This window comes from Thermotoga profunda AZM34c06 (assembly GCF_000828675.1).
GTDB classification, from domain to species: Bacteria; Thermotogota; Thermotogae; order Thermotogales; family DSM-5069; genus Pseudothermotoga_B; species Pseudothermotoga_B profunda.
Map to the genome: position 1 here is coordinate 241,541 of NZ_AP014510.1, position 14,109 is coordinate 255,649.

Genomic DNA, 14,109 nt, shown 5'->3' on the forward strand with positions numbered 1-14,109 from the left:
ATTTGGAAAGAGCAGATCGAGCTCGAACAGGTTTCCATTCCTCTTAGATTCGATTGAAACTGTCTTTAGTCTCGGTAGATGTCGAATTGTTCACAAGTTTCCATTCCTCTTAGATTCGATTGAAACCTCCTTCGCAAAACTGCATTTTCTGGTATTAAAGTTGTTTCCATTCCTCTTAGATTCGATTGAAACACTAAAGAACGGCTCACAGTCATGGACACCCAGCATGTTTCCATTCCTCTTAGATTCGATTGAAACCAATTCAATATCTGCTCTAAGAACGTTTGCATTGTAGTTTCCATTCCTCTTAGATTCGATTGAAACCTGAGCAACACGCTTGAAAAGATACCTTACGATGTTCGTTTCCATTCCTCTTAGATTCGATTGAAACTGTGACGGGAGCAGAACTATCATCAGGAGTGAGAACTGTTTCCATTCCTCTTAGATTCGATTGAAACTGAGTTGTTTGAGATGAAAAAGCAAGTCTTGATCCGGTTTCCATTCCTCTTAGATTCGATTGAAACTTGGTTGTGTTGGTGTTTTGCCTTTCAAGCGTGACTCGTTTCCATTCCTCTTAGATTCGATTGAAACTGCCAATCTTCGTGCACTCATGCCTGTTTGAACCGAGTTTCCATTCCTCTTAGATTCGATTGAAACGTGGTGATCGTTTCAAGATGCGATTTTTTGACTCATGTTTCCATTCCTCTTAGATTCGATTGAAACATGGTGAATGGAAAATTTCTTGCGCAGGACTTCTGGGTTTCCATTCCTCTTAGATTCGATTGAAACAAGTTTGTTTTTGAACAGCAAGCGGTATCGAATCTCTGTTTCCATTCCTCTTAGATTCGATTGAAACACGATGTTGACAAAGCCCAAGCAAATGTAAATGTCAGTTTCCATTCCTCTTAGATTCGATTGAAACCCTGCGGCAGACAAAACACGTTCATACTCTTCAACCAGGTTTCCATTCCTCTTAGATTCGATTGAAACCCTGCGGCAGACAAAACACGTTCATACTCTTCAACCAGGTTTCCATTCCTCTTAGATTCGATTGAAACATTTTCCATTCACCATCGACGTATTTTTTGTAAGGAGTTTCCATTCCTCTTAGATTCGATTGAAACTGTAAGGATAACGCTTGTTTTCAGAATCCAAGAAAGGTTTCCATTCCTCTTAGATTCGATTGAAACGTGATGGGGGGGTTTAACCTCCCCGTTTTGAAAGGAGGTTTCCATTCCTCTTAGATTCGATTGAAACTCAGCCACTCTATATCACCTTCAAAACCGTTGTAAGAGTTTCCATTCCTCTTAGATTCGATTGAAACGCCTGATAGTACTCTTACCTGTGATCTTGGCTCTCTGTTTCCATTCCTCTTAGATTCGATTGAAACCTCTCATCGCGTTGAATCGCTGTTTTTTCTGTATATATGTTTCCATTCCTCTTAGATTCGATTGAAACTTTTTTCTTCTGGAGAGTTGTTTATCAGCAACGAGAGTTTCCATTCCTCTTAGATTCGATTGAAACCCAAATGCGAGCGCTAAATTATCGGGAGTTGCATCGAGGTTTCCATTCCTCTTAGATTCGATTGAAACATGGTAGATGTGATATGCCAGATCATCTCGTTGCTGAGTTTCCATTCCTCTTAGATTCGATTGAAACTTGTTGGTATTTACAGAGTAATCACGTCTGAAAAGAGTTTCCATTCCTCTTAGATTCGATTGAAACGCAAGTTGTTCGCTTGCGGTTTAGGTTGCTCAGTTTGTTTCCATTCCTCTTAGATTCGATTGAAACCTCTTTCAGAACGTTGCTGATTCTTCATTTCATCAAGTTTCCATTCCTCTTAGATTCGATTGAAACGCGTTAGAAGATTATAAAAAGGAGATGTGGCAAAAGAGTTTCCATTCCTCTTAGATTCGATTGAAACGTTATAAGCGTCGTGAGGATAACCTTACGACGCTTTGTTTCCATTCCTCTTAGATTCGATTGAAACGTATGGTTTCTGATTTAACGGTAACTGGTTTCTTGTGTTTCCATTCCTCTTAGATTCGATTGAAACTAAGTAGTAAGAGTGAGATATACTTCTTCATCAACAGTTTCCATTCCTCTTAGATTCGATTGAAACCTTGAAGACAAAGACATTATGCATGTTGAGGTTACTTGTTTCCATTCCTCTTAGATTCGATTGAAACGCTTTCCACCAACAGTCTCTTCACGTGATTCAGGGAGTTTCCATTCCTCTTAGATTCGATTGAAACTGCAATTGAATGTGTAAATCTTGTTGTTGAAGAAATGTTTCCATTCCTCTTAGATTCGATTGAAACTATTATAAATCTTTCAAAACTGCAGAGCGTAGAATGTTTCCATTCCTCTTAGATTCGATTGAAACGAGGTGCCTTTATGAACACATATTTGAAGTATTCGTGTTTCCATTCCTCTTAGATTCGATTGAAACTGATTATGAGTGTATTGTATTAAATAGATTGAAAGGGTTTCCATTCCTCTTAGATTCGATTGAAACTGAGAATCAATCTGTTTATAGTCAAATACTTCTCCTGTTTCCATTCCTCTTAGATTCGATTGAAACTCATATTATTCTTAATAGAATATTATCATAAGATTTTATATTTGTCAAAATTAGCTTTGCTACGGGGAATAGAATAAAACTAATACCTTAGTGAATTCAGGCAAAATGGTTTGTCACTTGTGGTTTTGAACCATTCGGAATTTTTTCATTATCTAAGGTTCACTCAGAAAATTGGCATTTTCACGATTTTTATTAACAAAACCAAAAAACGATTGTGAATTTTCACAATGTGGTTTAAGTCATTATTATATCAAAAAATCTCTACTATGATATATATACATAGTATATCGATTATCACAATATAGTTTTAATTTAACAATTGATATGTGATAATTCATTTTACGCAATTTCGAGTGAAAACATGTACGTTTGGATGATTAATATTACTTCACTATTACATTATGTTTAACAAGGAAGTTTGTGAGTCCTAAAGCGCATTTATCAAAAAATCATTGTTGCTTCACTTCTTTCAAAGCCTGTCTGATCGTTATACCAGTATTTTAAATTGTCTTTTGTTATAATTAAGAAACCATTTTCTACCATCAAGGCTCCTGTTAGGTCTTCCTTCAATATGGGCACGTCAATCATATACATAGCCATTTGTCGAAGTAGTTTTTTGATTTGGGCTAATTTTTCGAATTTTTCAATAGATTGATTTTTCATGACTTGGTTTAATTTTTCTCTTAAACTGACTGCGTAATCATCGTATTCGACAAAAATTGCTGCTACTTGATATTTTCTGTCTATTAGGTGAAACCTACTACCTATCTCTTCAAATTGAAGAGGCGATATTAACTCAAGGAGATTATCTTGGTCAGTATTTCCTCTCTTCTTAATTTTTTCAAAATATTCCCTAATAAGGTGTGGAAATTCTTTTTCTTCGCATGACTGTTTTTCACGTGTTACTTCCCTTGTGATGTTCAACAAAAACGAATCATAAATATATGATGAAAAACTCCTCTTAATATTCTCTTTTTGTTCGAAAATTCTATAAATATGCACTTCGCCCAGATGGCTCTCAAATGCTCTATTACATCTTCCGCTAACCTGTATTATACTGTCCAATGGTCCTTCGTCTCTTATAACCTTATCAAACGATATGTCAACGCCTGCCTCGATTACCTGAGTACTTATACATATAACTGGCTGTCCTTTGATTTGTTTGAGTTTTCTTATCCTCTCCATTCTTTGCTTGGGAATTACATTAGAGGATAGATAAAACAGGTTATCATCAGGAATTTTTTCGTACAAATATTTGAATAATTCTTTCGATTCACGTATTGTGTTTAAAACAACCAACAATGTCTTTTTGTGCATGAGGGTTTCTTTTGCAATTTGTTCAACAACATTTAGAAATTCTGCGTACTCAACCTCTCCATGAAAATATACTTTGGTTCGATTGATTTTTTCACTATAGTTTCTTTTCACTATATTTTCTGTATTGTTCAAAATCATTGGTTGAGTCGCTGTAGATAAAATTATTGTGGTGCCAAATTGCGTTAATTCATTCAAGATCTGTGCTATTGGTTCCCAATATTTGTGAGGTATTGATTGTACTTCGTCCAGAATAATCACGGAATTCAGTAGTTTATAGAAAAAAGGGACCTTCCTGTTTGTCAAAAGTGACTCAAACAGAGAAACAAATGTTGTTACTATGACTTGTGCGTACCAATTTTCTACTAAAATGCGTTGTACCGAGTGCTGTTCATAATCTTTGTTTTTATATTCATAATCTGCAAGATGATGGTATGGTAGTATGGTTGTCGCATCATATTCGGTTTTTTCTAAAATCCTATGCAGAGTTTCGATGGTTTGATCTATTATATTTATGAATGGTAATGCATAAACTATAGTGGAATTTTCTGTGGCTTTTGATAAAGCGACTTTTATGTTTGCCAAAGTTTTACCAATGCCTGTTGGTGCAGTCATAGACAAAATTCTGCTTTTAATTGTCTGCAATGAACGATCGACTTCTTCGTGAAATTGATTTCTTAATTCGTAAAGTTGGTTATCACGCGGAATCGATTTTTTATATTGCTCAACGAGTTCGATCGTGAGACTTGGAATTATATCAATCTTGAGATCTTTTAGAGCGGCATCTTCATGATCAGAACTCACTAAAATAGATGTGAGAGTATGCAACAGGATATAGTCTTTTAGATTGAATTCTGTATTGAAAGTTAATTTTGAAATTTGTCTTTTGATGTTTTCATCTATGGTTTTTATGTCTGGTATGTGTGTATTTGTTTTTGCTTTAATCCAGTTCAAGAAAGATTCTGGTATGGTTTGAAATTGTTTTTCAAGTTGATAGATATTTTCTTCAATTAGTTCAAAATTTTTGAGATTTTCATGGTGGTTCCTGACAACGAAATAGCCAAAACAAGAAAGTTTGAGGTCAAATCCGTTGTTCTGTAAAGCACTAAAACTAATCAAAGAAGAAAGAGGAGCATGTGAGGTGCGTTTGCCACTCTTCGGGTCAGCCATGTAATCTTGAAAATCTTTGCTTGCTTTTGCAAAATCGTGGCATAATGCACAAAGTTCGACGAGTTTCAAAGCCTGTTCATTGCTTATTCCAAAAGGTTCCCAGTTTATTTTTTTGGCTTTCTCACATGCTCTCTGTGCCGTGCCCAAGAGATGATCAACCAAAAACCTATCTGGATGGGATTTCAATCGATCCAACATATATTTTCACCTAATTCATTTATTGAATAGATAGGTTTTGAATATCGCAATATTTTTAATGGTTTTGCGTTTTTTTCAATCCAGTATGAAGCAACCTCTGTTGGCCGCCTTTCATCATCCATGTTTAAAACCATCTGTTCTTTTATCAGTATTTGGTCCCTTTGTGGTTCTATAATGGTTCCGCCTGTGATTTTCATCACTGTATGTAGCTCAAGAGGTGGTTCTGCTTGTGTGATTTGAAAGCATCCAATATAACTGAAATCTGCGATCATTTGAGCTTGTCCAAGATATGGTGTGAAGATACTGATTTTGTTCTCAAGATGGTATTTTAGTTGTTCAAATTTCTCAAACTCTGAAATATACACCCTATATGCTGGAGATTTTATCAATTCCAACAATATTTGCGTTCTTTGGTTATGACCTGATCTGGTGTCGATGTAGTTTGTACTTAGATTAACTTTTCTGACAGGCTTAAGTGATCTCACCGCAATGTGTGCTTGATCAAAGGTTCTCAAGTGCTTGCTGCTGTTGGTTGTTTCATTTTCTATACCTAAGATAGCTCCTAATAAACCACAGATAGCAGTTCTTGGAGGAAAGCAATACGATGTTGAACTGGTTGTCGTGTAGCTTCTTCTGAATATGGCATATTTTCCGAATACATCAAAAACCAGTACTTTCATGGTAGAATCACTGCCTGAATATTCATTTTTTTGAACTCTTCTGAGAGATCTGTTTCTTGATCTTTTTTGAAAAGCTTTAATTTGGAATCTTGCTTGTACTCGATTTTTTCTATTTTTTCTTTGTTAAGTTCAAGTTTTTCTAAAAGTGCTCCCATTTCAAGTGCTACTTCCGATATGTCCCTGATTGCTTTTTCATCGAGGTTGGTTTGAAGTTTTATGTATGAATCAAGTTCGCCTATGTGATAGTTGGTCTTCTCTTTGTAAACAATTCTGATAAGTAACCTTGGATTGTGCTCTATCTTGGAACGAGTGATTAGATTTTTTGTACCGTACCACATGGCTTTGAGAAGTTTTTGAAGATCTTCTTCAGTTGCTTTCGTGATTTTTGCGCTGTTTTCATTTGCAACACCATAGAAGCATATCAAAGCATAGGGTAGGAGGTATTCTTCTCTAAAACTTCTCTGTTGCGCGCCCTCTTGGCTTGTGAATGCTGCCGTGCCTTGTTGGAAGACTACCTTGACTGTATGCAGTGATGTGCCGGGTCTGAATTGTACTGGTCCAGTGTAAGAGGTGTCACCTTGTTTTGGAATTGGAATCACAGCTCCAAACAATCGAACATCGAGGCATTTTAAGGCGTCTTCTTTTTTTTCGATACCGAGTTCTTTACGACGTTGGTTTGGATCGACTGATTCACCAGATACCCATATTTCTTCTCCCCAAGATTGCCACTCATCCCTAATTGTTCTTTTTAATCTCACATCACTGACGATACATTTTTCTGTTTCTTCATCAATTCTTGGTTTGTTTTCGTCCAAAGGATCTCCGTTGGGATTTGCCCATTTTACATCGTACAGAAAGAGAATTTCAGACCTGTTATTCATTTTCCTCTACCTCCTCAATTTTGAAAGGTTCTTTGTTTGAATAAGCCAATCCAAGTGTGAAAACAAAATTCAGTTCATCGACAGTCGATTTCTGTTTGGCTGATTCAAGATAATATGCCGCAGCGGATTTCATCAAAAGATCAATCCTTTGACCATAACTACCGTACTGTTGAAGTTTGTTTCGAATTTCCGCGAGAAGTCCTTGAATGTCTTGCATGTTCATCTTGAGCCCTTTGAGTTTTTTGAAAAATGGTGTTGCCTGTCTCTTTGCATATTGAATTGATAAGACCTTTCCTGCAAGAATTCCTGTGAGAAAGACGGCCTTTTTCCAGGATTCATTGAAAAACTCTGGATATTTGTCAAAAAACGCGCTTAGCTCGTCACTGTTCACTTTATTCTCCCCCTTTTTAAGATTGAAAACTCCTATTTGGTTTAAATATAAAATACTGGCAAAACTCAGATATGTCAGTTTTCTCCATCCAAAGCTTTCTCTGTCATTGGAAACATATTCTTGTGCGGCTTTTCGTATTCTTCTCATGCAGTACCATAGAAACCTTTGTAAATTGTAAGGTTCAGCCTGGAAGATCGATCTTACTAAAGCAAGGTATTCTTTTCTTTCTTCAGACCTTGATGTTGGTTTTTCATACAAATACCACAATAAACCAAGAGTTGGTTCAGGAATATCTTCCATGTCCATTTTCTGTTTAACTTCCTGAGCAACTTCCACTAATTGCCTAAGTCTTGTTGGTGAGATTTCTGTTAGATGTAATTCTATTCTTTGCTGACTTTGATTCATTTCCATGAAAAGAAAATCGTAGTGTACCTGATCTTGATCACAAAGTGCTTGTTCAATGGTTTTTTCTTTTTTCGCAAAGTCTTTTAATTCATTAGAAACCTGTTTGATCTTGTTTATTACATTTTTCAAAGCGTTTTCATCTTCCACTACCAGTGATGGTATCACCCAGAGTTTGTTTCCAAGAAAGTTGAATGACAGGTCTTTCCTCAAAACATTCGCTCCATTTTGAAGATTGGTTTTGCATTCTTCGCAGATCGGTAGAACTTTTATTGCATCCTCTTTTTTTAAGCTTGGACAAAAACCTGGTTTGTCGAACGTTGCAAAAGTAAAGACTTCATTTACCGTTGCCGATACAGCTTTACTTTCACCACAAAAGTGACAAACACCATTTACGCTTGTTTCTGTGGCTTTGCTGAATGCTTTTTTCAGAAAGAGTTGTTTAAATGGTTCATATTCGGCGGGTCTGAGTTCTTGATTGTCTTGGATTATTATGATTGTCAGGTAAGTACTTTTTTCATTCATATTTTGGAGAATGTTCTCGATCTCTTGAATGATTTTTTCTGAATTTTCTTCAATGAGTGCCCCGATATTTTCAACTTCTCCTTCAAAAAAATTCCGCATCTTCTGAAGGGCTTTTTGGATGTCTTCTTTTAGTTTTTCTGCGCTTTTTTTGTTTTTGAGAGTCAGATTCACTGTGGGTGATTTTCCTGAAACCTGTCCTCTTTGGTCACAATACAAAAGCAAGTGGTTTTCATTTGGTGTTTCGATGATTCGAATCCCCCTGTATTCCATTGGTGCTAAATTAATGAACAAAGCTAATCCATTTTCAGTATTCACTTGCTGCACAAAGTTTCGATACAGATCTGGTGGTCTCATTAAGTGTCCGATTTTGATGATTTTTGTCAACATTAATTTCACCTCCTTTTTTAATAGATAATGTTTGTTAAACCTTTTTCCTGTCCTAATAATTGAAGATCTATAAGGGATTTATCTTTGAGAATGTAGAATCTGACTGAATCTTTTGATTTTTCGATCGTCTTTTGGAGTTCCAATTTTAGTTTTTCAAGTTTGGCAGTGGTGATTTCTCCTTCAAGAACAGAGTTTTGCACCCAGTTGAGATATTTTCTGCATATCTTAAGGACTTTAGCGACGCGCTCTTGTTCGATATCATAAGTGAGTATGAGATACATATATATCGTTCACCCTATATAAGGTTCGTACTCTTGATCTTCAAGGATGTGTTTTTCTATTTTGTAAATCTCCATTCTTATTAGAGATCTGTAAGATACCTGCCTTTTGAGTTGTTTATGCTGGATAGTGTCTTTAAGCCTCTCTTCGAATGATTGCACAAATAATTTCTTTGCATTTTCTTTCATTGATATACCACCAGATATCTGGTGAAAATCTGATGTCTTGATTTGCCTTCTGTTGATTAATGTGAATATCAATCTATCTACGATAATTGGTTTGAAAATCTCCGCAATGTCCAAATTCAATGTGAATCTTCTATTGTTGGTAGAATGCAGATAGCCTATCCTGGGATCTAAATGGGTTTTGTATATCTCCGAAAGAACCGTTGTGTACAAGAGACTATTACCAAAACTTATGAGTGCATTTAGTTCATTTTCTGGAGGTCTCTTAGTTCTTGAATTAAAAGTAAAGTCATTTGATTTGATGATTTCATCGAAGCAGTTATAGTAAACTTCCCGCGCATTACCTTCGAGCGCCATTAATTGTTCCACATCGTAGCACATTGTGAGTTTGTCTACATGTTCTTTTATAATACGAATCTTGTCTGAGAATCGATAATTTTCGTTGTAGTTTTTTAGGTTGTTGATAATATTCAAAAGTGCTCCTTCAACGAACATTTTCGCAAGAAAGAGCCTTTTCTTTTCATTCAAATAATTTTCTGCCTGTTTTAATATCACAAGCCCTGAGTTGAGAAATTCTCTTGGATAGTAACTTCCGATGTAATATCCAAAATGATTGAAAAAATGAACACTAATGTTTTTTTCAGTTAGAAATTCAAGTAGCCTCTTATTCAAATCTACTTCCGAAAAAATCTTTATTTCCGCCACGTTTTCAACTGGAATATGTCTTTTTCCCTCGCTTGTTTCTAATACTATGGTATTCTCCTTTCGCCTCAAAATCCCATCCGAGAAAATATATATCGGTTCCGCCATAGAACCACCTCATGACCAGCAAAATTCTTCATAACCACATTTGGAACAAAAGCTTGATTTTTTTCTTTGTGGCGGTCTGGGTAGAGATATGATTTTTTCGGCATTTTTGATAGCTTGGTTTAATTCATCTATTGATTGTTCATCAAGTACCACGGTTATTTGTTTTTTCTCTTTTGGAATGAGTATTTTTCCCACGGCCTGGACTTGTCTTTTTTTTATTTCATTTAGATAATAAAGCAACTGCAAGCGGGCGCCTTTGAGAAATTTTGATGATTTCTTAATTTCCCCCACGATAACCATCTGGCCCTGTTCGTAAATCATATCGATTTTCATGCCAGGTAGAGATATTTCTCTGATCTGATTGTTTTTGTAACTCTCAGTATGTATAAGTCGGCCTATTTCTATGAAAGGATTGAATTGGTCTGGCTCAATTTGATGAGCTATCAACCAGGCTTCTCTATCACATACAGTAGAACTTAGCAATACACTACCGGTAATCATGAAAATCACACCTCAATCAATCCTGAAGAGTTTCTCTTTTTCTGTTGATACTTTTCTTGAGATTTCAACCATCCCGAATCCAAGGCTGTTTTTTTCTCCAAAACCAACTTCGTATCCAATCTTTATTAACCTGGTGTCTCCTTTTGCTCTAAATGGAAAAACCGACCCTTTTATCTTTATTCCTTTTATATCTATGAGTTTTGTGATTTTATTTCTATGCCTTATGTATTCCCAATCAGGTTCTATTGAAACTGCCGTGTTGAGTCTTTCACCATAAAAAGCTTCATATTTCTTGATCAGGTTTTTGTTCAATATTTCTTCAAATTGGTCGTCTCCAGGAAAGAGAAATTTGTGATAAAGTTTTCCATTTTTGTTTATAGGTGTACTGACTACCAGAGGAGAAAGCATGAAAAAATCCATCTCTTGTTTGATCTCTTTTTCAGACAATAGGTCGATTTGCTCGATGGGAAATACAGTTCCTTCGATTTCTATTTGCGGAGTTTCAATCAAAGAAGAGAAGAAGTACATCAGAAAATCTTTACTTATAGAAGATACGTACCATGTTCCTCCGGAAGGCCATATCAAAAGTGAATTATCTCTTAAGGCAGATTTGTTGAAAAACAGCTGTGAGAAAGTAAACATTCTGAATCCTTTAAAACCCTTCTCGTGTAAGAAAGTTTCAAAGTCGCTGTCAGTATGTTTGAGTCTCTTGTAAACAAAGCTACATAGTTGATATTGATAATTTACAGGTATAGAACACATCGAAGTTTTAAAGATGATCTCTAATCTCATGATACACCCCACGGTTTAAGTAAAAAGTTTAGAAGATTTATCTTTAAGAAGATCGCTTGGTAGGAATTAGACCTGGGTTATTTTAGGAACTACACTCGTATTATAACATATTCTCTTGTAATCTGTTTTCTATACAGATTTTGCAATCTTCAAAAACTTTTCAACTAAACCCATAAAATCATTCCACAATTTGTTGTTTTGTACCGTTCTTAACACGTGCAAACGGCTTGATTGTGTTCAATGTAGAAATAGCCAACAGTGCATCATCCAAGAAGCCGATAATGGGTAAGAAATCTGGTATGCTATCTAATGGCGATAACACATACATACACGCTAACAGTAGAAGTAAAAATGCCCACAAAGGCAATGTGATTTCCTTAGTTGCAACTTGTTTTAGAAAAATACCAAAATTTCGCATACCAAGTGCTCGTTTCTCTGTAATATACTTACTCACTCTTGAAAATATACCAAGCACAGACAAACCACCTCCTGTTTCTTACTCAACGTACCGAATAAAGTCATGGACCCCAATAAGACCACCCCTTTCTTGGCTTGCAAGCAAGTTTTTTTATGGCATCACCTCCTTTTACGCATAATCTTGAATGCGAAAAACAATATAGCCAGTAAAACGATACCTGCTATTAAAATAACAGGCGCAAGTACCGCAAGTAATGCAAGAGCTTGCAGCAATATTATTACCAGCAATATCTTATTCACCTGCATCACCCACTTATGTGCGAAAAACGACAGGCGGGCTTTTCAGAATTTTACAGATACAAGATATCTTCCGGGGGAGTTACATCGTTGAGTTTTCTTACGAAAGATATTGGTAGAAATATGCTAAATTCAACAAATAGAGATTGAAACCGAATACTATTTTTGATTTTGATTGATTAGTCGGAAAATTTCGTGGCTTGTTCTCTTTGAGCTATGAATTTCTGCATTGCCTCCCTTGCCAATTTGTTGACTAAGTTATTGTATTTATCATCTTTTTTATGAGCTTCTACTTTTCGGAATCTTGGTTTGACTTTTTTCGTGAGTGACCGCAAATGTCTGACAAAACTGTACATAGATGGTGGGCTTTTTCTATATCCAAAGGCAAGAAATGGTAGTTCATTGTAATCGTGAACAATCACAGGGCTCTCGATACCTCTCTTTTTACAGTATTCAAGAGATTTTGTTACCGCGATGATTTCCGCTATTGTTGAACTTCCTTTTTTTAAAATGAAGGCATCTGAAAATTCCTTAATTGTGTGATCTTCTACGATACAAAAGGCATATCCCAGAACATTTGTCTGGTTTGAATAAGAACCATCCGTGTAAATAGTCATTCATTCCCCTCCTTTTTTAGTTCATCTGGATCTATCTTTCTTATTTTGCTACCACATTTGTCACAGATTAATTGATCTTCGGGTAATTCCGCAGCGGAATAATAAACCTGACCGCAATTTTCACATTTGTAATAGAAAACAATCACCTCCAGTTTATTGTTTGTTCATTAAACAAGAAATGAAAGTAAATTACGCTGTCATTTGGTTTTCTTTGACGTTATTATTATAAAGTTTTGAACACATGTTCATTATCTGAATCAATAAATTTTCTGATTGTTTCACTAAATCTATTCCCTTGTATTGTAAATCGTACAGATTTTCGAAAAGTTGATTTGCGTATTCCTTTGATTCATTTTGTTCGATCATTTTTATTCTCTCTTGCAGAATTTTGAACATCAGGTCTGCTGAATGACCTGCATTTTGAATCGATTCAGCATACATGTTCAGTAGTTTAAAAAAATCATTCATCATATTTTCACCTCCTTTTGTCTGAAGTTGATCAAAGTTTTCAAGTATATCTTTGATAGTTTCTTCAACGACTTTTATCTTGAGATTTTTCCCGGGTTTGACTATGTCCATGAATTGAGATAATTCATCTGGAGTATGGTCTGCAATAATTTCATAGCTACGTGAATTTGGGTTTACAAAACCAAAGCACCTAACGATTAGTTTTCTTTTTAACAAATTATCTTTAATTGAAATCGATCCTTCAAAAATTACAAGCCTTTTTTCATAAATGATCTCTATTTTCTCTACTCTTACGATGATCTTATACCTATCTGCTGTGAAGGATTCGAAAGAATCAAGAGTGATTTTCCAATCTGGGACACGGTACTTATCGATTGCTGCACGATCATTGAAAAATTTTGCAAGGTTTTGATCGTGCAACCACGCAAGTTCGTCATCTGTTAAATCTTTGACTTTTTTCATATTCTTCACCTCCTTTAATTTTCAAGAATATCTGCCAAAGTTGCCAAAAGCCACCACCTCGCTTTCTTTTGAATCACCCAGTTTCATTTGAAGCACTATTCACTTTTCAAAGACCATTATTACTCGCCATAATTATTGATTCAGATAGATATGATTTTCTGACATTTGTTTTTGGCTATAAAAAAGTGGCTATGAAACAGTCTCAAGGGATGGTTATCGACATGATAATCATTTAGCAACTGCAGTGAATGCCTCATTTGTTAGGGAAGTTTTCTCTGGAGTTTATGCAAGTGATTTTGGATTGTGGAATCTAAATTTCGGCGAAGTAGCAAGACACAGATGTACCATAGGCGCTCAGAATGTGAAATTGCTATTTAATATAGTTCCTGAGAGCGCTAAATATCTTGCCGATAGAGATATAGCAGAAATAGCTAAGTCCACAGTGTTCAATCATCGACCAGATGCACTATGTGTATCGGGTCTTACTGCAGGAATACCTGCAAGTACCAGTGCGCTACAAAAAGTAAAGCAAGCAGTACCTAATACAGTTGTTTTTGCGAATACGGGAGTCTCGATGGAGAATCTTGAAGAAATAATTAGAGTCGCAGATGGAGCCATTGTTGGTACAACGTTCAAATATGATGGTAAATTTGAAAATCATGTAGATGAAAACAGAGTACGAGAATTCATGAGTAAGGTAAAAATTTTGCGCACAAAAATCTGATACCTTAACATTATCAGGCAAAAGC

General features: G+C 35.7%; 15 protein-coding genes and 1 CRISPR repeat array (1 of these 16 running past the window's edge). Of the genes, 2 read left to right on the top strand and 13 right to left on the bottom strand.

The features are described 5' to 3' along the window. A CRISPR array of direct repeats spans nt 1–2,584; the repeat unit is 30 nt; unit sequence GTTTCCATTCCTCTTAGATTCGATTGAAAC (it extends 3,302 nt beyond the left edge of the window). 441 nt (nt 2,585–3,025) lie between these two features. The 13 genes from cas3 to TSP02S_RS01140 all read right to left on the bottom strand — a co-directional run bounded on the left by cas3 (nt 3,026) and on the right by TSP02S_RS01140 (nt 13,360). Continuing rightward, on the bottom strand, nt 3,026–5,263 hold the full coding sequence (gene cas3 / locus TSP02S_RS01090; RefSeq protein ID WP_171816293.1) for a CRISPR-associated helicase Cas3': 2,238 nt from the start codon (nt 5,261–5,263) through the stop codon (nt 3,026–3,028). After that, complete coding sequence (gene cas5b / locus TSP02S_RS01095; protein ID WP_041081238.1) at nt 5,251–5,946, bottom strand: type I-B CRISPR-associated protein Cas5b; 696 nt, start codon at nt 5,944–5,946, stop codon at nt 5,251–5,253. The genes cas3 and cas5b overlap by 13 nt, the downstream gene beginning before the upstream one ends. Continuing rightward, complete coding sequence (gene cas7b / locus TSP02S_RS01100; protein ID WP_041081240.1) at nt 5,943–6,827, bottom strand: type I-B CRISPR-associated protein Cas7/Csh2; 885 nt, start codon at nt 6,825–6,827, stop codon at nt 5,943–5,945. Before cas7b ends, cas5b begins: the two co-directional genes overlap by 4 nt. Further along, the gene (locus tag TSP02S_RS01105) at nt 6,820–8,532 is read right to left on the bottom strand and encodes a TIGR02556 family CRISPR-associated protein (RefSeq protein ID WP_041081242.1); all 1,713 of its coding nucleotides are present in this window, start codon (nt 8,530–8,532) and stop codon (nt 6,820–6,822) included. Before TSP02S_RS01105 ends, cas7b begins: the two co-directional genes overlap by 8 nt. 17 nt (nt 8,533–8,549) lie before the next feature. Beyond that, on the bottom strand, nt 8,550–8,813 hold the full coding sequence (cas2, locus tag TSP02S_RS01110; RefSeq protein ID WP_041081243.1) for a CRISPR-associated endonuclease Cas2: 264 nt from the start codon (nt 8,811–8,813) through the stop codon (nt 8,550–8,552). Between the two features lie 9 nt (nt 8,814–8,822). Then, nucleotides 8,823–9,806 (bottom strand): type I-B CRISPR-associated endonuclease Cas1b, encoded by a 984-nt coding sequence (cas1b, locus tag TSP02S_RS01115; protein WP_041081245.1) that lies wholly within the window; start codon nt 9,804–9,806, stop codon nt 8,823–8,825. Nucleotides 9,807–9,815: 9 nt separating this feature from the next. Continuing rightward, the gene (gene cas4 / locus TSP02S_RS01120) at nt 9,816–10,307 is read right to left on the bottom strand and encodes a CRISPR-associated protein Cas4 (protein ID WP_041081247.1); all 492 of its coding nucleotides are present in this window, start codon (nt 10,305–10,307) and stop codon (nt 9,816–9,818) included. A gap of 12 nt (nt 10,308–10,319) precedes the next feature. Then, the gene (gene cas6, locus TSP02S_RS01125) at nt 10,320–11,099 is read right to left on the bottom strand and encodes a CRISPR-associated endoribonuclease Cas6 (RefSeq protein ID WP_052465250.1); all 780 of its coding nucleotides are present in this window, start codon (nt 11,097–11,099) and stop codon (nt 10,320–10,322) included. Between the two features lie 178 nt (nt 11,100–11,277). After that, nucleotides 11,278–11,574, bottom strand: coding sequence for a YkvA family protein (locus tag TSP02S_RS01130; protein ID WP_041081248.1), 297 nt, complete (start codon nt 11,572–11,574; stop codon nt 11,278–11,280). Between the two features lie 101 nt (nt 11,575–11,675). Further along, a complete protein-coding gene (locus TSP02S_RS11000; RefSeq protein ID WP_171816294.1) occupies nt 11,676–11,816 on the bottom strand; it encodes a hypothetical protein in 141 nt (46 codons plus the stop codon). Between the two features lie 176 nt (nt 11,817–11,992). Then, nucleotides 11,993–12,430 (bottom strand): ribonuclease H family protein, encoded by a 438-nt coding sequence (locus TSP02S_RS01135; RefSeq protein ID WP_041081250.1) that lies wholly within the window; start codon nt 12,428–12,430, stop codon nt 11,993–11,995. Next, nucleotides 12,427–12,576, bottom strand: a complete 150-nt coding sequence (locus TSP02S_RS11005; RefSeq protein ID WP_171816295.1) for a hypothetical protein — start codon at nt 12,574–12,576, stop codon at nt 12,427–12,429. Before TSP02S_RS11005 ends, TSP02S_RS01135 begins: the two co-directional genes overlap by 4 nt. A gap of 43 nt (nt 12,577–12,619) precedes the next feature. Next, nucleotides 12,620–13,360 carry a hypothetical protein gene (locus TSP02S_RS01140; protein WP_041081252.1) on the bottom strand — a complete coding sequence of 247 codons (741 nt, stop codon included), beginning with the start codon at nt 13,358–13,360 and terminating at the stop codon, nt 12,620–12,622. A 68-nt stretch (nt 13,361–13,428) separates the two neighbouring features. Here TSP02S_RS01140 and TSP02S_RS11095 point away from each other — a divergent pair, with 68 nt between their 5' ends. Next, complete coding sequence (locus tag TSP02S_RS11095) at nt 13,429–13,596, top strand: hypothetical protein (protein WP_232503732.1); 168 nt, start codon at nt 13,429–13,431, stop codon at nt 13,594–13,596. 8 nt (nt 13,597–13,604) lie between these two features. Beyond that, nucleotides 13,605–14,084, top strand: coding sequence for a BtpA/SgcQ family protein (locus TSP02S_RS01145; RefSeq protein WP_082025842.1), 480 nt, complete (start codon nt 13,605–13,607; stop codon nt 14,082–14,084). Nucleotides 14,085–14,109 lie beyond the last annotated feature (25 nt).

Bases quoted from the DNA above. Each gene is read 5' to 3' on its own strand.
- cas5b (WP_041081238.1), bottom strand. From the start codon at position 5,946: ATGAAAGTACTGGTTTTTGATGTATTCGGAAAATATGCCATATTCAGA.
- cas7b (WP_041081240.1), bottom strand. From the start codon at position 6,827: ATGAATAACAGGTCTGAAATTCTCTTTCTGTACGATGTAAAATGGGCA.
- TSP02S_RS01105 (WP_041081242.1), bottom strand. From the start codon at position 8,532: ATGTTGACAAAAATCATCAAAATCGGACACTTAATGAGACCACCAGAT.
- cas2 (WP_041081243.1), bottom strand. From the start codon at position 8,813: ATGTATCTCATACTCACTTATGATATCGAACAAGAGCGCGTCGCTAAA.
- cas1b (WP_041081245.1), bottom strand. From the start codon at position 9,806: ATGGCGGAACCGATATATATTTTCTCGGATGGGATTTTGAGGCGAAAG.
- cas4 (WP_041081247.1), bottom strand. From the start codon at position 10,307: ATGATTACCGGTAGTGTATTGCTAAGTTCTACTGTATGTGATAGAGAA.
- cas6 (WP_052465250.1), bottom strand. From the start codon at position 11,099: ATGAGATTAGAGATCATCTTTAAAACTTCGATGTGTTCTATACCTGTA.
- TSP02S_RS01135 (WP_041081250.1), bottom strand. From the start codon at position 12,430: ATGACTATTTACACGGATGGTTCTTATTCAAACCAGACAAATGTTCTG.
- TSP02S_RS01140 (WP_041081252.1), bottom strand. From the start codon at position 13,360: ATGAAAAAAGTCAAAGATTTAACAGATGACGAACTTGCGTGGTTGCAC.